Annotated in this window: 14 protein-coding genes and 1 pseudogene; 5 read left to right on the forward strand and 10 right to left on the reverse strand. The window is 70.2% G+C overall.

What is annotated here, in order from left to right:
* The first annotated feature begins 8 nt into the window (after positions 1–8).
* Positions 9–2,591, forward strand: coding sequence for a PEP/pyruvate-binding domain-containing protein (locus tag ACWEV3_RS04345; protein ID WP_452612508.1), 2,583 nt, complete (start codon positions 9–11; stop codon positions 2,589–2,591).
* Positions 2,592–2,846: 255 nt separating this feature from the next.
* Here the strand turns inward: ACWEV3_RS04345 and ACWEV3_RS04350 are convergent, their stop codons facing one another.
* From ACWEV3_RS04350 to ACWEV3_RS04360, 3 genes are all read right to left on the reverse strand, one after another.
* Positions 2,847–3,722 carry a DMT family transporter gene (locus ACWEV3_RS04350; RefSeq protein ID WP_452612509.1) on the reverse strand — a complete coding sequence of 292 codons (876 nt, stop codon included), beginning with the start codon at positions 3,720–3,722 and terminating at the stop codon, positions 2,847–2,849.
* Positions 3,719–4,441, reverse strand: a complete 723-nt coding sequence (locus tag ACWEV3_RS04355) for a 2OG-Fe dioxygenase family protein (RefSeq protein WP_452612510.1) — start codon at positions 4,439–4,441, stop codon at positions 3,719–3,721. The genes ACWEV3_RS04350 and ACWEV3_RS04355 overlap by 4 nt, the downstream gene beginning before the upstream one ends.
* A gap of 413 nt (positions 4,442–4,854) precedes the next feature.
* Positions 4,855–5,163: a DUF6221 family protein gene (locus ACWEV3_RS04360; RefSeq protein ID WP_452612511.1), complete on the reverse strand. Its 309-nt coding sequence runs from the start codon at positions 5,161–5,163 to the stop codon at positions 4,855–4,857.
* A 235-nt stretch (positions 5,164–5,398) separates the two neighbouring features.
* Between ACWEV3_RS04360 and ACWEV3_RS04365 the strand changes: the two genes are divergently transcribed.
* Entirely contained in the window at positions 5,399–6,508 is a 1,110-nt protein-coding gene (locus ACWEV3_RS04365; RefSeq protein WP_452612512.1) for a peptidoglycan recognition protein family protein, read from the forward strand.
* 99 nt (positions 6,509–6,607) lie between these two features.
* Here ACWEV3_RS04365 and ACWEV3_RS04370 read toward each other — a convergent pair whose 3' ends face one another.
* The 5 genes from ACWEV3_RS04370 to ACWEV3_RS04390 form a co-directional block, all read right to left on the reverse strand.
* Positions 6,608–7,957, reverse strand: a complete 1,350-nt coding sequence (locus ACWEV3_RS04370) for an MFS transporter (protein WP_452612513.1) — start codon at positions 7,955–7,957, stop codon at positions 6,608–6,610.
* 173 nt (positions 7,958–8,130) lie between these two features.
* Positions 8,131–9,540 (reverse strand): aspartate ammonia-lyase, encoded by a 1,410-nt coding sequence (locus tag ACWEV3_RS04375; RefSeq protein ID WP_452612514.1) that lies wholly within the window; start codon positions 9,538–9,540, stop codon positions 8,131–8,133.
* A gap of 71 nt (positions 9,541–9,611) precedes the next feature.
* Positions 9,612–10,742, reverse strand: a complete 1,131-nt coding sequence (locus tag ACWEV3_RS04380; RefSeq protein ID WP_452612515.1) for a M20 family metallopeptidase — start codon at positions 10,740–10,742, stop codon at positions 9,612–9,614.
* Positions 10,742–11,419 (reverse strand): DUF1028 domain-containing protein, encoded by a 678-nt coding sequence (locus ACWEV3_RS04385; RefSeq protein ID WP_452612516.1) that lies wholly within the window; start codon positions 11,417–11,419, stop codon positions 10,742–10,744. The genes ACWEV3_RS04380 and ACWEV3_RS04385 overlap by 1 nt, the downstream gene beginning before the upstream one ends.
* On the reverse strand, positions 11,416–11,838 hold the full coding sequence (locus ACWEV3_RS04390) for a RidA family protein (protein ID WP_452612517.1): 423 nt from the start codon (positions 11,836–11,838) through the stop codon (positions 11,416–11,418). Before ACWEV3_RS04390 ends, ACWEV3_RS04385 begins: the two co-directional genes overlap by 4 nt.
* Positions 11,839–12,115: 277 nt before the next feature.
* Between ACWEV3_RS04390 and ACWEV3_RS04395 the strand changes: the two genes are divergently transcribed.
* A complete protein-coding gene (locus ACWEV3_RS04395) occupies positions 12,116–13,363 on the forward strand; it encodes a flavin-containing monooxygenase (RefSeq protein WP_452612518.1) in 1,248 nt (415 codons plus the stop codon).
* 55 nt (positions 13,364–13,418) lie between these two features.
* Here ACWEV3_RS04395 and ACWEV3_RS04400 read toward each other — a convergent pair whose 3' ends face one another.
* Together ACWEV3_RS04400 and ACWEV3_RS04405 are read right to left on the reverse strand one after the other, a co-directional pair.
* Entirely contained in the window at positions 13,419–14,330 is a 912-nt protein-coding gene (locus tag ACWEV3_RS04400) for a LysR substrate-binding domain-containing protein (protein WP_452612519.1), read from the reverse strand.
* Between the two features lie 32 nt (positions 14,331–14,362).
* Positions 14,363–14,968: a TetR/AcrR family transcriptional regulator gene (locus tag ACWEV3_RS04405; protein WP_452612520.1), complete on the reverse strand. Its 606-nt coding sequence runs from the start codon at positions 14,966–14,968 to the stop codon at positions 14,363–14,365.
* 116 nt (positions 14,969–15,084) lie between these two features.
* On the opposite strand from ACWEV3_RS04405, the pseudogene ACWEV3_RS04410 reads away from it, so the two are divergent.
* Both ACWEV3_RS04410 and ACWEV3_RS04415 read left to right on the forward strand, forming a co-directional pair.
* Positions 15,085–15,936, forward strand: a pseudogene (locus ACWEV3_RS04410) (aldehyde dehydrogenase family protein); the annotation flags it as partial.
* A gap of 103 nt (positions 15,937–16,039) precedes the next feature.
* Entirely contained in the window at positions 16,040–16,561 is a 522-nt protein-coding gene (locus tag ACWEV3_RS04415; RefSeq protein WP_452612521.1) for an aldehyde dehydrogenase family protein, read from the forward strand.
* Positions 16,562–16,657: the final 96 nt, after the last annotated feature.

A 16,657-nucleotide genomic window follows, 5' to 3' on the forward strand; every position in this document is an offset into this window, starting at 1 on the left:
GTGTTCCGGTGTCTGTTGTAGTGCCGTTGGATGCCGCCGACGCGGATCTGGCGCTGGTCGGTGGCAAGGGTGCGTCGCTGGCGCGGCTGGCGGGCGCGGGGTTGCCGGTGCCGCCGGGGTTCGACGTCACGACGGTGGCGTACCGGGATTTCACGGCCACCGCGGGTGTGCAGGAGCGGATCCTGGCGGCGGTCGCGGAGGTCGATCCGGACCGGCCGGAGACCGCGCAGGCGGCGTCGGAGAAGATCCAGCAGTGGTTCGCCGAGTCGCCGGTGCCCGCGGAGATCGCGGAGGCGGTCGGGGCGGCGTATGCCGGGATGGGCGAGGACGTTGCGGTGGCGGTGCGATCGTCGGCGACCGCCGAGGACCTGCCGGAGATGTCGTTCGCGGGTCAGCAGGACACGTACCTCAACATCCGCGGCGAGGCTGCGGTGCTGGATGCCGTGCGGCGCTGCTGGGCATCGTTGTGGACCGCGCGGGCCATCGACTACCGGCTGCGCAACGGGGTGGCCGCCGACGAGGTGGCGCTGGCGGTCGTGGTGCAGGAGCTGGTGCCCGCGGACGCCGCCGGGGTGTTGTTCACCCGGGACCCGGTGACCGGCGCCGGCGAGGACGTCCTAGTGAACGCAGCATGGGGACTCGGCGAGTCGATCGTGGGCGGCCAGGTCACACCGGACACCTACGTGGTCGCGCGCGACGGCCGGGTGCGCGAGCAGGTCGTCGGCGACAAGGCGGTGATGACGGTGCGCACCGCCGAGGGCACCAGGGAAGAACCGGTGCCGGAGGGGCGCCGGGGTGTCCCGGTCCTCTCCCCCGCCGAGGCCGGCGAACTGGCGACGCTGGGGGTGCGGATCGAGGAGCTGTACGGGCGGCCGATGGACGTGGAGTGGGCTGCCCGGGACGGCCGGTTCTGGGTGGTGCAGGCACGGCCGATCACGGGGCTGCGGGACCGGCCGGTGGAGACGTGGAACGACAGCCTCGGCGGCGACTACCTGTGGACGTGCGCGAATCTCGGCGAGGCGATCCCGAGCGTGATGACGCCGTGCACGTGGTCTCTGGTGGAGATCTTCATGTCGGAGACGATGGCGCTGTCGCGGGTCGGGCCGCACCGGCTGTCGGGCAACATCGGCGGCCGCTTCTACCTGAACCTGAGCTTGACGTTCGCGGTGGGCAACGCGCTCGGGCTGGGTTCGCTGGTGCGCGCCGCCAGCGAACAGGCGTTCGGGCGCATCCCCGCGGATGTGGCGGTTCCGGCGCTGCCGATGTCGCGGTGGCGAGTGGTGCGGTCGGCGCTGGCGAGCGCGTTGCCGTTCCTGCGTCGCGTCGCGGCGTACCAGCGGCGGCTGCCGGAACTGCTGGCGTCTTCGCCGGATCGGTGCGCGCGGTTGCACGAGCGGATCGCCGCGGCCGGTGACGCCGGGGAGTTGCGGGCGTTGTGGCGTTCGGATGTGGAGCCGTTGCTGCGGGATTCCAGCCGAATGCTGGCGGCCGGGGCGCGGTTGGACGGCGCCGGTCTGGTGCGGATTCGGCCACGGCTGCTGAAGCTGGTCGGCGAGGCGGACGCGAACGCGTTGCTGAGCGGGCTCAGCGCCGGCGGGGATGCGCTGGCGAGCCTGGGGCCGGTGATGGGGCTGGGCGAGCTGGCGCGCGGGGAGATCGACCGGGACGCGTTCGCGCGGTCGTGGGGGCATCGGTGCCCGGACGAGTTCGAGGTGTCCGCGCCCCGGCCCGCCGAGGATCCGGAGTGGATCGACCGGCAGCTGGCGGGGTTGCGGTCGGCGGCGGATCCGGCGGAGTTGCTGGCGCGGCAGCGACGCGCGCGGGATGCGGCGTGGGCGCGGCTGCGGTCGCGCCACCCGGGGAAGGAGCGGGGGTTGCGGCGCCGGATCGCCGGGGCCGCGCGGTCCGCGCGGGGCCGGGAGGCGGCGCGTTCGGAGTTGATCCGGGCGTTCTGGGTGCTGCGGGCCTTCGTGTTGCGCGCCGGCGAGCTGACCGGGTGCGGCGAGGACCTGTTCTTCTTGCGGATCGAGGAGGTCCTGGCGGTGCTGGGCGGTTCGCGGGAGCCGTTGGGGGCGGTCGCGGACCGGCGGCAGACCTACCGGGCGTATGCGGCGTTGGGGCCGTACCCGACGTTGGTCCGGGGACATTTCGACCCGGTGCGGTGGTCGACCCTGCCGGATCGGCGGATGGACGTGTTCGACGAGTCGGTGGCGTTGGCCCCGGTGTCGCACTCGGTGCGCGGTTTCGCCGGCGCGGCCGGTGTCGTCGAGGGCACGGCGCGGGTGCTGACCTCGGTCGACGAGGGCGATTCGTTGCGGCCGGGCGAGGTCCTGGTGACGACGGTGACGAACGTGGGGTGGACACCGTTGTTCCCGCGGGCCGCGGCGGTGGTGACGGACGTGGGTGCGCCGCTGTCGCATGCCGCGATCGTGGCCCGGGAGCTGGGGATTCCGGCCGTGGTGGGCTGCGGCAACGCCACGACGCGGCTGCGCAGCGGTGATCGGGTGCGGGTGGACGGCGCCGCGGGAACCGTCGAGGTCCTGACCGCCGATTCGGGTGTTGAGGAACATCCGAACGAAAACCGGCGCTGAGCCCTGGGGTTCCCGGTCTGCTCGTTGACGGCCGTGATCGGGATGGCGATCAAGCTCCTCCGGCAGGACCTCGACCACGTGGAGCGCATCCTCGATACCTGATCATCTGTAAGGAATCGGATCGTCGTGGCGAGATCCTCACCCGGGCCACGCGGACGGATGCCGTGCCGCGGTGCCCAGGTACCACGAGGCCGGACCGGCCAACTCGGTGATCTGCGGCGCGGTCTTGCCGGGACCGCGCCGCACTGGTCAGGATCAACTCGCCGGTGCATTGCGATTCGCACTCGGCGCAGCGGAACGGAGTTCGGTCAAAGCCATGGCGCCGACAACCAGTATCCCTCCGAGGACGATGCGAATCGTTATTTCGTCATGATCGACCAGCACACCGAAAACGCTCGCGAAGACCGGTTCGATGGTGAGAGCCAGTGCCGCGACGACAACCGGCAACTGAGCCTGCGCCCACGTCTGAATGAGGTACGCCGCCGCTGTCGCCACTACTGCCAAGCCGATGACGGGGATCCAGAAGCTCTGATCACCGGGGAGGGCGATGCCGTTCGGGGCGCCCAGCATCAGGCAGAGCGCACCGACCACGCCCAGTTGCACCACGGTGAGGGCGTATGCATCACGTGCTGTGGACCATTCGCTGAGCGCAATGACGTGGAGCGCGAAGAAGAGCGCGCAAAGCAGTGTGAGCCCCTCGCCGAGGCCGATCGTGAACCCACGCAGCGACAGGATTCCCAAGCCCACCGCGGCAATCGTCACCGCACCCCAGGTCGCCAATCCGATCCGGTGCCGCAAGAGCAATCCGGCGATCATGGGTGTGAACACCACGGACATCCCGGTGATGAAGCCCGACATGGACGCCGACGTGTATTGCTGGCCGAAGGTCTGCCCGATGTAGGCGATGCCCAGCAAGAGCCCCATCAGGAGACCGTGCCCCCACTGCTTCCGGCTCAGCACCCGCAACCGGCCGGGACTCCACAACGCCAGCGCACCGGCCGCGACGAGGAACCGCACGGCCAGGAAATCCATCGGTGGCGCTTGCTGCGTCACGTCCTTGACGACGACGAACGTCCCGCCCCAGACAGCAGTGACAACGACCAGAGAAGCCAGTGCGAGCGGCTTCATCATGCTCGCTGCGTCATCGGGGTGAAGTCGATCAACAGCACCGCTCGCTCGCCTGTCTCAGCGCCGGCGGCGACGGTGACAGGCGCAACGTAATGGCTGACCAGGTCGTCCTTGACTCCGTAGGAGTCCAGCGGGTGGCGGAGCGTGAACCGGTCCAGCACGCTCTCCGGTGCGACATCGTTCGGGGAACTGCCGGCGCAGGCCGGGGTGGCTATGACGTTCTCGCCGCCTTCCGCATCACGCCGGTAGATCAAGTGCGCGAACGTGTAGGGTTCCCCGTCCTGGTGCAGCATGTCGGGGGTTGCGACCGCGCGGCCGCCGGGACTGCCTACCGACAACCTGATCAGGTGGACGCCGACATGGATCGGCCAGCAGAGCTCGACCTCGCTCCACGTCGTTTGCGAGAAGTCGAATTTGATCAGTTCGGTCAACAGGGAATTCCGCCTGACCGACTCCGTGAGCCCCGGCATGTGCCGTACCATGCCGATGAATTCCGGGTTGTGCATTCCCTGCTGATAGTGGTTGACGCTGCAAGTCGTGCCGTCCGGCATGTTCACGAGGGTTTCGGGCATCCAGTGGAACTCGTCATTCCACGGCAGCAACACCCCTCGGCCGAAGCGGCGAAAGCGGCCCTCGTTTCGCGAGTGCGGATCACCTGGCAGCTGCCCGAACTCCACGGTCAAGCGACGAAGCCGCTCGTCCGTCATGGAGATGTCCAGCATTGACGCCAGCTCGTATCGAGCGAAACCCAACCGTTGAAGTTCGGACGCGGGCGCGGCTAGTTTCACAGTGATCCTTTGTTGAAAATTAACTGGTCCCGTGAACATTGACGACAGCAACGAACGTCGCTCAACTATTCATCGGCAATGATGGTATTGCCGAGGCGGGACGAGAAAGCCGGCGCAGGTACAAATCTGCCCGTTTGCTTCCGGAACCTGCTCGGAAAGGTAGGAAACAGCTCCGCCTCGCACACCGATCGCCTCGACGGGGACGGCGGCGAAAGCGCCGAATGTCGCAGCTGGCGCAGCGTCCGCGGACCGCCCGGCAGCTTCGCCGCCCGCCGGTAGGACAACCGTGCCCGCCCTGTTTCCGGGGCCAGACCCCCGTTCCTGACGCCGCCCCTGGGCCGGCGGGTTCAGGGGCGCCAGCGGGCGATGTAGCCGGGGCGGTCGGTGTAGGGCAGGCCGAGCAGCGCCCGGGTGGGGCAGCCGCGTTCGTCCTCAGGCGGGTAGCTCTCCCTCAGTTCGTCGCAGGGGCCGCCGCCGGTGCCGCAGTGGTGGTGGGCGGAAAGCAGGCGGGATTTCAGCTCGCATTCCCGGAATCCCCGGATGGGGGTGATCAGGCAGGCGTGGACGGCGCCGGTTTCGGCGTCTTGCCTGGCCACGCGCAGCAGCTCGAGGTCGATGTCGAGCTGGCGGCGCAGGAACGTGACGAACCGGTCCATCTTGCGCACTCCCGTTGTCCGCGGTGTTCGTCGGTCACAGACAGGGACGCGGCGGCGGTTCGGTTGTGACGCGTTCGACGCGGGTGATCTTGTCATCCGGCGGCGGCGTGGTGGCTTCTTGACCGGTTGTTGGCGGATTGTCGCCAAGAATTCCCCGCTCCGGTTACCGCTGCGTACCGTTCGGGGCTCCGGGCTCGGCCCTGATCATGATGTTCGTCCGGTTTGGGGAGTGGCTATGGCGTTGCGCGATGTTCGGATGGCCCGTCGGGTGCTGTTAGCCGGTGGGCTGGCGGCGACGGCGGTCGGCGTGTGCGGGTTGCCGGCGGTGGCCGCCGGCCGGTCGCGGCGGTCGGCCGCGCCGGAGATCGCGTCGACGGCGGATTGGCAGGCGCGGGAGCCCACTTCGCCGGTGGACGTGCTCGACAGCAAGCCGGTCAAGATCGTCGTGCACCACACCGCCTCGCCCAACGTCGACGACACCTCGCAGGAGGCGGCGTTCGCGCTGGCCCGGCAGATCCAGGACTTCCACATGGATTCCAACGGGTGGAAGGACACCGGGCAGAACTTCACCAACTCCCGCGGCGGCTGGCTGATGGAGGGCCGCCACCGGAGCCTGGAGGTGCTGACCGCCGGCGATCAGCACGTGCAGGGTGCGCACGCGGGCGCGGAGAACCCGGTGTCGCTGGGCATTGAGAACGAGGGCACCTACGTCGACACCGACGTGCCGGAAGACCTGTGGGACTCGCTGGTGCTGTTGTGCACCTACATGGTGTCGCAGTACGGCATCGAGCCCGGCGAGATCTACGGGCACCGCGACTTCATGGCCACCGAATGCCCCGGTGATGTCCTGTACGGACGGTTGCCGGAGCTGCGCGAGGCCGTCGGCGCGGCCACGGGCCGGGCCGTGGTGCAGCCGGCGGTGTGGCCGCTGCTGCGCCCGGAGGCGGCGGGCCCGTCGGTGACGGCGTTGCAGCTCCTGCTGCGGGCGCAAGGAGTTCCGGTGCCGGTGGACGGCGTGTTCGGTCCGCAGACGCAGGCCGAGGCCGGTGGGGTCGTCGCGGCCGGCGGTGCGGCGGGCGTGTCCTGCTACGCGACGCGGTTGCCGGAGCCGGGTTTGTTCGGCGGTTCGGCCTGGGCCGGTCTGACGCCGGTGCTGGGCCAGGGCGCCGGTGGCGATGCGGTGCGGGCGGCGCAGGTCTTGCTGACGTCTCGTGGCCGGTACGTGGCGGCGGATGCGCGTTTCGGCGACCGGATGGTCGCGGTGGTGCGGGAGTTCCAGGCGTCCAGCGGCCTGGCGGCCACGGGTGTGCTGGACCAGCGGACCTGGCAGCGCCTGCTGAGCTGATCATGGAGAACCGGCTGCACCTGCTCGGGTGCAGCCGGTTCTCCATGATGTGCCTGCCGGATGCCGGACGGTCGGGTCCGCCGGCGTCAGGACTCTGGTTCAGGCTTCGGTGTGCTCCCCGGCGAGGTCCTCTTCCTGCAGCAACGGATTCCCCGCCGTTTCGCGCATGGAGAAGGCCGCGATCAGCCCGATCACGGCGGCGACCATGAGGTACGGGCCGGGCACCAGCGTGCTGCCGGTGGCCGAGATCAGGACCGTCATCAAGTAGGGCACGGTGCCGGCGAACAGGGCGGCTGTCAGGTTGTACGCGATGGACAGGCCGCCCTGGCGGGTGCGGGTCGGGAAGATCTCGGCGGACCACACCGCGTACGTGCCCAGGATCGCGGAGAGCACCACGCCGAGCGCGAGCCCGCCGATCCACGTTCCGGTGAGGCCCGTGCGCATCAGCAGATAGGCCGGGGTCGCGAGGACGAACAGCGCGATGCCCGCGCCGAGCAGGACCGGACGCCTGCCGACGCGGTCGGACAGGCGGCCGAACGCCGGGACGAGGACCAGCCCGACCAGGGAGATGACCGTGGACAGGAGCGCGGCGTTGCCGGCGGAGTGGCCCAGGTAGTCGGTCTCGTAGGTGACCAGGTAGGTGAGCACGGCGTAGAACGGCACGTGCATCATCGTCATCAGGCCGGCGGCCTGCAGCAGCTGCTTCTTGTTGTTGCGGAAGAGTTCCCGCACGGGGCTGCGGGGCACGTTGTCGGTCGCTTCGAGGGTGCGGTACTCGGGGGTGTCCTCGATCTTGTTGCGGACGATGAAACCGACGATGCCCAGCGGTGCGGCGATGAGGAACGGGATGCGCCAGCCCCACGAGGTGAGCTGCGCGTCCGAGAGGCCGACCGACAGCAGGAGGAACACGAACGACCCGGCGAGGAAGCCCAGCAGCGAGCCGACTTCGAGCCAGCTGACGCCGAACCCGCGGCGGCGGCGCGGCGCGAACTCGGCGAGGAAGCTCGCGGCGCTGCCGAACTCGCCGCCCGCGGCGAAGCCCTGCAGCAGCCGCAGGAAGACCAGCAGCAGCGGGGCCGCGATCCCGATCTTCGAGTAGTCCGGCAGCAGGCCGATGGCGAGCGTGGCGCCGGACATCATGAAGATGACGATCGACAGCGTGCGCTTGCGGCCGATCCGGTCTCCGAGCGGTCCGAACACCAGCGCTCCGACGGGGCGGATGCCGAACGACACCGCGAAGACCCCGAACACGGCGAGGAGGCCGGCGGTGGCGTTGCCGTCGGGGAAGAAGACCGAGGCGATGGTGCTCGCGAGATAGGCGTACGCGGCCCAGTCGAACCAGTGCACGAAGACGCCGACCGCGCCCGCGGCCACGCTCCGGCGCAGCGTCGCGGGATCGGCGATCGTCTCGGTGAGCTCCCTGGCCGGGGCGGATTCACGTGTGGTCATGGGCGGCCTCCTTGGACCGGATTTCGTGATGACGCTAGGAGCGGTCCGTGGCATCTAACAAGAAGTAATAACCAAAGCAATGCATCGAGAGGATCTATGCAGAGGCGCTGAGCTGGCCCGAAACGCGAGCCTGACGAGGCTGAAACGGCGACTTCACCGCGGCCCGGGGACGGTCAGCCGACGGGTCCGCCGGTGAGGGCCTGTGGCGTGGTCAGCGCGCCGAGTTGCTCGTCGGTCAGCAGATGCCGTTCCCGCACCAGTTCCAGCGCGGGCCGGCCGGTGCGGTGCGCCTCCAGCGCGATGGTGCACGCGGTTTCGTAGCCGAGCGCGGGACTCAGCGCGGTCACCAGGCCTGCGGAGGTGGCGACGATGCCCGCCAGGTGCTCGCGGCGGGCGGTGATGCCGCGTACGCAGTGCTCGGTGAGCACGCCGATCGCGGCGGTGAAGTGGTCGAGGCCGGCGGTCAGGGCCCGCGCGATGATCGGCTCGAAGGCGTTGAGCTGCAGTTGTCCGCCTTCCGCGGCAAGGGTGATCGTGACGTCGTTGCCGACGATCTCGAATGCGACCTGGTTGACGACCTCGGGGATGACCGGGTTGACCTTGCCGGGCATGATCGACGAACCGGCCTGCCGGGCGGGCAGGGTGATCTCGCCGAGCCCGGCCTGCGGTCCCGACGAGAGCAGTCGCAGGTCGTTGCAGATCTTCGAGAGCTTGACCGCGACCCGTTTCAGGACGCCGGAGAGCTGGACGAACACGCCGACGTCCTGGGTGGCCTCGATGAGGTCGGGGGCGGAGACGAGCGTCGGGATGCCGGTCAGCTCGCGCAGGTGCGCCACGGCGAGCTCGCGGTAGCCGGGGCGGGCGTTGAGCCCGGTGCCGATCGCCGTGCCGCCGAGGTTGAGCTCGTGCAGCAACAGCCGGGCCTCGGCGAGGCGCTGCTCGTCCTCGCCGAGCGTGGCGGCGAACGCGCCGAATTCCTGGCCGAGGGTCATCGGGACCGCGTCCTGCAGCTGGGTGCGGCCCATCTTGAGGATGTCGGCGAACTCGACCGCCTTGGCGGAGAACGCTTCCCGCAGCCCGGCGAGTGCCGCGAGCAGCTCGGCGAGGTGGCTGTCGAGCGCGAGCTTGACCGCCGTGGGATAGACGTCGTTGGTGCTCTGGCCCAGGTTGACGTGATCGAGCGGGTGGAGCGCGGAGTGATCTCCGCGGTCGTGGCCGAGCAGTTCCAGGGCCCGGTTGGCGATGACCTCGTTGGCGTTCATGTTCGTCGAGGTTCCGGCGCCGCCTTGGATCAGGTCGACGACGAACTGGTCGTGCAGCCCGCCGTTGCTGATCTCGGCGCAGGCTTCCGCGATGGCGTTGGCCCTGGTGCGGTCCAGGGCGCCGACCTCCGCGTTGGCGGTGGCCGCGGCCTGCTTGACCGCAGCCAGTGCCACGACCAGGTGCGGGCGGTCGGCGAGGGTCTCTTGCGTGATGGGGAAGTTGACGAGGGCGCGTGCGGTGTGGGCGCCGTAGTAGGCGTCCGCGGGCACGCTGATCTCGCCCAGCATGTCGTGCTCGGTGCGCGTCGGGGCGTGGGACATCGTTGTCCTTCCCGGAATGGTGCGGATTCAGAACGTGAGCGTGCTGCGGATGCGGGCCGAGGAGCGGGCGGTCACGGCACCACGGCTCGGTCCACTCCGGTCCACGCCAGTGCGATCGCGCCGTCGAGCAGGGCTCGTTGCGCGGTGCCGCCGACGCAGTGCGCGGCGAACTCGCGCTGGTGGTTGATCGCCGGCAGGGACCCGATGCCGATGTAGGGGTGGATGGCGGGCACGACCTGCGAGACGTTGCCCATGTCGGTGGAGGCGCGGTTCATGCGGGACGCCGTGCCGTCCGGCGCGAACTCGCGGCCGAGCTCGAGCGCGTTGGCGTGGTAGGCCGCCAGTGCCGCCTCGTCGGCGCGGAACTCGGCGTAGGGCTTGCTTTCCGGTTCCACGGTCAGCTCGCAGCCGGTGGCCAGCGCGCCGGCTTCGAACGCGCGGAACACACGCGGCTCCAGCTCGGCCAGTTCCGCGAGCGTCTCGGCACGCACGTACCAGCGGCCGCTGGCGTGCTCGGGGATCGCGTTCGGAGCGTCGCCGGCGTTCGTCACGATGCCGTGCACCCGCGCCGAGGCGGGGATCTGCTGGCGGAGCAGGCCGATGGCGACCTGGGCGACGGTGAACGCGTCGGCGGCGTTGATCCCGGCCTCGGGGTAGGCGGCGGCGTGCGCGGACTTGCCGGTGTAGGAGATCTTCGAGTGGCTGACGGCGAACGGCCGGGCCTCGGCGACGTCGACGGGCGCCGGGTGCACCATCATCGCGAGGTCCACGTCCGCGAAAGCGCCGCGGTCGAGCAGCTCGATCTTCCCTCCGCCGCCCTCCTCGGCCGGGGTGCCGTAGACCTCGACCGTCACCCCGGCGTAGTCGGCGACCGCGGCCAGCCCCAGTGCGGCGCCGATGGAACTGGCCGCGATGAGGTTGTGGCCGCACGCGTGGCCGAGGCCGGGCAGCGCGTCGTACTCGGCGCACAGCGCGATCCGCGTTGGACCGGTGCCGAAGCTCGCGTGGAACGCCGTGTCCAGGCCGAGGTAGCTGGAGGTGACGGCGAACCCGGCGCGGTCGAGCAGTTCCGGGACCGCCGCGGCGGCGCGGTGCTCCTCCCACGCCGTCTCGGGGTCGGCGTGCAGCCGTTCCGACAGGCGGATCAGTGCGTCGGCGTGCCGGTCGACCTCGGTGCGGGCCGCGTTCTTCAGTGCCGTCATCACTCGTCTCCCGGCACGCCGTAGGACGGGGCCGAAGCGGGGTTGAGCCCGCGGGTGACGTAGTCGTCGCGCTGCGGGAGCCACACGTCGAGCAACTCGGCGAGCCGGTCGACGGGGTCGTCCGCCCAGTCCACCCGGAGGTCGGTGACCGGCCAGTCCACATCGGACACCACGACGACGCCGGCGGAGTGGACCGGGCCTTCCTCGCCGCCGGCGGTGAGACCGGCCTGCAACGCGGTGACGAGCCGCTGCTCCAGCTCGCCGGTGGCGGAGGTGAACGCGTCCACGATGGCCTGCGGGATGTGGTTCCCGGCCAGCATGTTGCCCGCCGCCACGACACCGTCCGCGGCGACGGCACCGTGCTTGCCCAGCGTCCGGGGCCCGCTGTAGGCGAAGCCCGGGCCGGTCGGGCCGAGCACGGTGAGCTGCCGGTACTCGATGTTGTCCGCGGCGGCGGTGACCCCGGCGAGCGCCCGCTCGGCGTCGCCGTGTTCGGCGAGCCCGTCGAGCAGGTGGCCGCCGAGTCGCGGGTCGGTGATGTTCTGCGAGGCCGCGGCGCCGAGGCCCGGGCGCAGGTGCGCGACGCGGGCGACGACGGCAGGGCTGGATGAGGTGGCTGCGACACCGAATCGCACGGTGCCGCCGGAAGTGTCGCGGGCGACGATCGAGAGGGTCACTTCTCCTCCTCCGGGATCACGGCGATGGCGTCGATCTCGCACAGCCACTCGGGCCGGGCGAGCGCGGAGACCACCACGCCGGTCGAGATCGGGTGCACGCCCTTGGTCCAGCGCCCGACGGTGCGGTAGACGGCCTCGCGGTAGCGCGGGTCGATCAGGTAGATGGTGAGCTTGACCAGGTGCTCCATCCGGCTGCCTGCTTCTTCGAGCAGCACCTTGATGTTCGCCATCGCCTGCTCGGCCTGCGCGGCGGCGTCGCCGATCCCGACGGACTCGCTGGTGTCGAGGTCCTGCCCGATCTGGCCGCGGACGTAGACGGTGCCGTTGGCGACGACGGCCTGGCAGAGGTCGTTGTCGAGGTTTTGCTCGGGGTAGGTGTCGCGCGTGTTGAACGGGCGGATGCGGCGATGAACAGTCACTTCGTGGCCTTTCCCGGCGGCGGTTGTCGGACGGATCGGCGGCGCCATCGCCACAGCCTGACCTCGCCACGCACTTTCTGTCCAGTAGATGTTTCAGTACCAATGCATCGGAAATTTCGATCCACGGATGCGGCCCTGGATCGGAAAATCAGATCTCGTGTACCAAAAACATCTGTTGGACACGGGAAGTGTCCGGCGGTCAGGATCCGGTTGAGACGCACAGAGGCATGGAGGCGGACCGGCGCGGTCCGCCCGCCGGTCCGGAGTGGAGGTCTGGATGTCGATCCAAGAGGTGGAGGCCCTCGTCGTGGGCGGGGGCCAGGCCGGCCTGGCGATGAGCGAACACCTGAGTGACTGCGGCGTGCAGCACCTCGTGCTGGAACGCGACCGCATCGCCGAGCGCTGGCGTTCGCAGCGGTGGGACTCGCTGGTCGCGAACGGGCCCGCGTGGCACGACCGCTTCCCCGGCCTGGAGTTCGTCGACCTGGCACCCGGCGCCTTCGCTTCCAAGGACCAGGTCGCGGCCTACTTCGAGGCGTACGCCGAGAAGATCGCCGCGCCGATCCGGACCGGGGTCGAGGTGACGTCCGTCCGGAGGCTCGAGGGACGGCCCGGTTTTCGCGTGGAGACCTCGGACGGAACCATCGACGCCCGCTTCGTCGTCGCGGCGACCGGGCCGTTCCAGCGGCCCGTGATCCCGCCGATCGTGCCCCGGGAAGCCGGCCCCCTGCAGATCCACTCCAGTTCCTACCGGAATCCGGAGCAGCTGCCCGACGGCGCCGTGCTGGTGGTCGGAGCAGGTTCGTCGGGAGTGCAGATCGCCGAAGAGCTCCGCCGATCGGGGCGGCCCGTGTACCTGTCCGTCGGCCCCCACGACCGTCCTCCGCGCCAGTACCGCGGACGCGACTTCTGCTGGTGGCTCGGCGTGCTCGGCAAGTGGGACGCCGAGACTCCGCCGTCGGGGGCCGAACACGTCACCATCGCGGTCAGCGGAGCCCGCGGCGGGCACACGGTGGACTTCCGCGCCCTCGCCGGACTCGGGATCGACCTCGTCGGCATGACCGGCTCGTTCGACGGCGGGATCCTCCGCTTCGCGCCGGACCTCGGGGCCAACATCGCCAAGGGAGACGCGAACTACCTCGCGCTGCTCGACGAAGCCGACGCGTATGTCGCGCGCAACGGCCTGGACCTCCCGGAGGAACCGGGTGCCCGCGCGCTGGGGCCGGATCCCGCCTGCGTGACCGACCCGATCCTCGAGCTCGATCTCGCCGCCGCCGGAGTCCGCTCGATCGTCTGGGCGACCGGCTTCGCCGTCGACTACGGCTGGCTGCAGGTCGACGCGTTCGACGAGAACGGCAAGCCGAAGCACCGTCGCGGCGTGTCCCCCGAGCCCGGCGTGTACTTCCTGGGACTGCCCTGGCTGGCGCGCCGTGGCTCGAGCTTCATCTGGGGGGTGTGGCACGACGCCAAGTTCGTGGCCGACCACATCGCGACCCAGCACCGCTACCTCAACTACGAGGACTGACCCGTTCGACCGTTGTGGGGCCGGGGAAGCGATCGCCTCCCCGGCCCCACAACGGTCAGCGCGCGTAGAGGGCGCGGCACAACTCCCGGAACTCCTGCGCCCGCCGGGTGAGGCGGACCCCGCGCATGGAGGCGACGACGATTTCCAGCGACGGGACGTCGTCGGTCAGGGTCAGCGGTACGGCTCGCGCCCCCGAGTAGGTGGTCTCGGCTGGCGGGCATTGGTTGAGGAGCGCGAAACCGTGACCGTGCGCGACGAAAGCGCGGACGGTCTCGTAGCCGCTCGTGCGGTGGCGGACCCGGGGTTCCACGCCTGCGTTGCTGAGGATCGACTGCAGGTACTCGCGGCTGTGCGGCAGGTCGAGCAGCACCATGGGCTCGTCGGCGAGGTCCTGCAGCGACACCTTGCGGTTCTTCCGCCGCGCGAGGCGGTGGTCCTCGGACACGAGGGCGTACGGGTGCGCGGTTCCCACGACCTCGCGGTCGATGTCGTCGTCCAGGTCGTAGCCGTAGAGCAGGGCGAGTTCCGTCTCGCCCGAGCGCAGGGCCGATTTGAGCGCCTGGTGCTCGCCTTCGCGCAGGGACACGTGGACGTGCGGGTGCCGGGCCTCGAACTCGGCCAGCAGGCCGGGTAGCCGGAACGGCGCGAGCGTGGCGAAGCAGCCGACCGTCAGCGTCCCGACCAGCTCGGTCCCGGACTGCCGGGCGGTCTCGACCAGCTCGGCGCCGTGGGCGAGGAAGTCCAGGACCCTCTTGTAGAACGCCTCGCCCGCTGTGGTCAGGCTGAGCCCGCGGGCGTGGTGGCGCAGCAGGAACTGCACGCCCATTTCTTTCTCCAGCTGCGCGATCGCGGTCGACACGGCCGACTGGGACACCATGAGTTCCTTCGACGCGGCGGTCATGCTGAGGTGCCGGGCCGCCGCCTCGAAGTAGCGCAGTTGCACGAGGGTGAAGGCAGGCTCGTTCATGGAGACATCCTGCCTCCCGGAGCCGCGTTCGACTACGAGGTGGTCGCGCAGCCGATGGCCTGCCGCGCGTACTCGGTGACCAAGTGCTTGGCGGCACTGCGCTCGACGGAGGTGTTGTTGCTCATCAGGTGCAGCCCGAGGCCGTCCTCCAGCGCGACCAGCGTCGCGGCGATCTCGCGCACCGGCCGGGAAAGCGTGAACCGGCCCGTCGCGCGGCCGATCTCCAGCACCGTGCCGTAGAGCGCGACCTCGCGGTCGTACAGACTGGTCATGAGCGCGGCGTGCGCGGAACTGCGGTCGGCCAGCCCATGCATCTCGTAGAGCACGCAGGCGACCTCGTCGTCCTTCCCCGAGGGCAGGCCGGTCTCGATGGCCGCGGCGAGCTTGAGCTCGGCGCTCCCGGCCGCGTCGACGGTGTCGGCCCGGTGGCGGTAGAAGCGGTCGGTGACCGTGCGATGCACGTCGAACATCAGCTCCGCCAGTTCCGGGTAGTGGTAGAGCACCGAGCCCGGTGACACACCCGCCTCCGTGGCGATGTCGCGGATGCGGACGTTGACGCGCCCGCGTTCGTTGATCGCCCGCAGCGCGGCGTCGATGAGCTGTTCCCGGCGTGCCCGCTGTGTCCTCGTCCGTGTCACGCCACCATTATTGACGCTCTGGTTCAATTTTTTCAATCTCTGACGTGGCTATTGACATGTGACTTTGCTGAAGTTTTGAATCTGCGTTCAAAGTTTCTTGAGCGAAGAGGAGAGCCATGCCAGCGTTCACCCACGAGCAGTGGCGCGAGGCCGCCGCGGGTCTCGCCCCGCGCACCGCCGCGTTCATCGGCGGCCGGTTCACCGCGGCGCTCGACGGCCGCACCTTCCCGACCGTCGACCCCGCCACCGGCCGCACCATCGCCGACGTCGCCGAGTGCGGCCCCGCCGACGTCGACGCCGCCGTGTCGGCCGCCCGCACGTGTTTCGAGTCCGGCGCCTGGTCGTCCGCCGGACCCGCCGAGCGCAAGCAGGTGCTGCTGCGCCTGGCCGACCTGATCGACGAGCACCGCGCGGAGCTCGCCCTGCTCGACTCGATGGACATGGGCAAGCTCGTCACCGACGCCTACGAGATCGACGTACCCGGGGCGGCGGGCCTGTTCCGCTGGTACGCCGAGATGCTCGACAAGGACTACGGCGAGATCGCGCCGACCGCTGCGGGAGATCTGGCCCTGGTGCGCCGCGTCCCCCTCGGCGTCGTCGGCGCGGTCGTGCCGTGGAACTTTCCGCTGGACATGGCCACCTGGAAGCTCGCACCCGCCCTGGCCGCCGGGAACTCGGTGGTGCTCAAGCCCGCCGAGCAGTCCCCGCTGTCGGCGCTGCGGCTCGCGGAGCTGGCCGCCGAAGCAGGGCTGCCCGACGGGGCGCTCAACGTCGTTCCGGGCTACGGCGAGACCACCGGCCGCGCGCTGGGCCTGCACCCCGACGTCGACTGCATCGCGTTCACCGGATCAACCGCCGTGGGACGGCAATTCCTGCGCTACGCGGCGGAATCCAATCTCAAGCAGGTGTGGCCGGAATGCGGCGGGAAGAGCCCCAACCTCGTCTTCGCCGACTGCGCCGACCTGGACGCGGCGGCCGAAGCCGCGTGCGCGGGGATCTTCTTCAACCAGGGCGAGGTGTGCTCGGCCCAACTCGCGGTTGCTCGTCGCCCGCGAGATCAAGGACGACCTGGTGGCCAGGATCGCGAAGCGGGCCGCCGACTACGCACCCGGCGACCCGCTCGACCCCGCGAGCCGGATGGGGCCGCTGGTCGACGCCGCCCACGCCGAACGGGTCGCCGGCTTCATCGCGGACGGCAGCCGCGAAGCCGCACTGGTCACCGGCGGCGGACGGCGCGACTGCTTCGTGGAGCCAACGGTCTTCGACGACGTGGCACCGGGTTCGCGCATCGAGCGCGAGGAGATCTTCGGCCCCGTGCTCTGCGTGACCGCCTTCGACGACGAAGCGCACGCGATCCGGCTGGCCAACGACAGCCGCTACGGCCTGGCCGCCTCCGTCTGGACCGCGGACCTCTCCCGCGCCCTGCGGGTCTCTGACGCGCTGCGCGCGGGAACCGTGTCGGTCAACACCGTCGACGCGCTGAGCCCGCAGACCCCGTTCGGCGGCTTCGGCCAGTCCGGCTTCGGACGCGACCTGTCCGCGCACGCGATCGAGAAGTTCACCGGCCTGAAAACCACGTGGTTCAAGTACTGAAGGCCACCGCGGGGCCACCGCCCCGCCCCGTGACCTGAACCGGTGGCCGGCGTCCAGAACCACCGGCGCGGCCGTTCCTTTCGAGCCACCGCAAGG

The organism is Saccharopolyspora sp. NPDC003752 (assembly GCF_053605825.1).

What these genes read in the sequence shown, in the direction of transcription:
- ACWEV3_RS04365 (WP_452612512.1), top strand. Translation starts at nt 5,399, where the DNA reads ATGGCGTTGCGCGATGTTCGGATGGCCCGTCGGGTGCTGTTAGCCGGT.
- ACWEV3_RS04360 (WP_452612511.1), bottom strand. Translation starts at nt 5,163, where the DNA reads ATGGACCGGTTCGTCACGTTCCTGCGCCGCCAGCTCGACATCGACCTC.
- ACWEV3_RS04375 (WP_452612514.1), bottom strand. Translation starts at nt 9,540, where the DNA reads ATGTCCCACGCCCCGACGCGCACCGAGCACGACATGCTGGGCGAGATC.
- ACWEV3_RS04355 (WP_452612510.1), bottom strand. Translation starts at nt 4,441, where the DNA reads ATGCTGGACATCTCCATGACGGACGAGCGGCTTCGTCGCTTGACCGTG.
- ACWEV3_RS04395 (WP_452612518.1), top strand. Translation starts at nt 12,116, where the DNA reads ATGTCGATCCAAGAGGTGGAGGCCCTCGTCGTGGGCGGGGGCCAGGCC.
- ACWEV3_RS04370 (WP_452612513.1), bottom strand. Translation starts at nt 7,957, where the DNA reads ATGACCACACGTGAATCCGCCCCGGCCAGGGAGCTCACCGAGACGATC.
- ACWEV3_RS04380 (WP_452612515.1), bottom strand. Translation starts at nt 10,742, where the DNA reads ATGACGGCACTGAAGAACGCGGCCCGCACCGAGGTCGACCGGCACGCC.
- ACWEV3_RS04350 (WP_452612509.1), bottom strand. Translation starts at nt 3,722, where the DNA reads ATGATGAAGCCGCTCGCACTGGCTTCTCTGGTCGTTGTCACTGCTGTC.
- ACWEV3_RS04400 (WP_452612519.1), bottom strand. Translation starts at nt 14,330, where the DNA reads ATGAACGAGCCTGCCTTCACCCTCGTGCAACTGCGCTACTTCGAGGCG.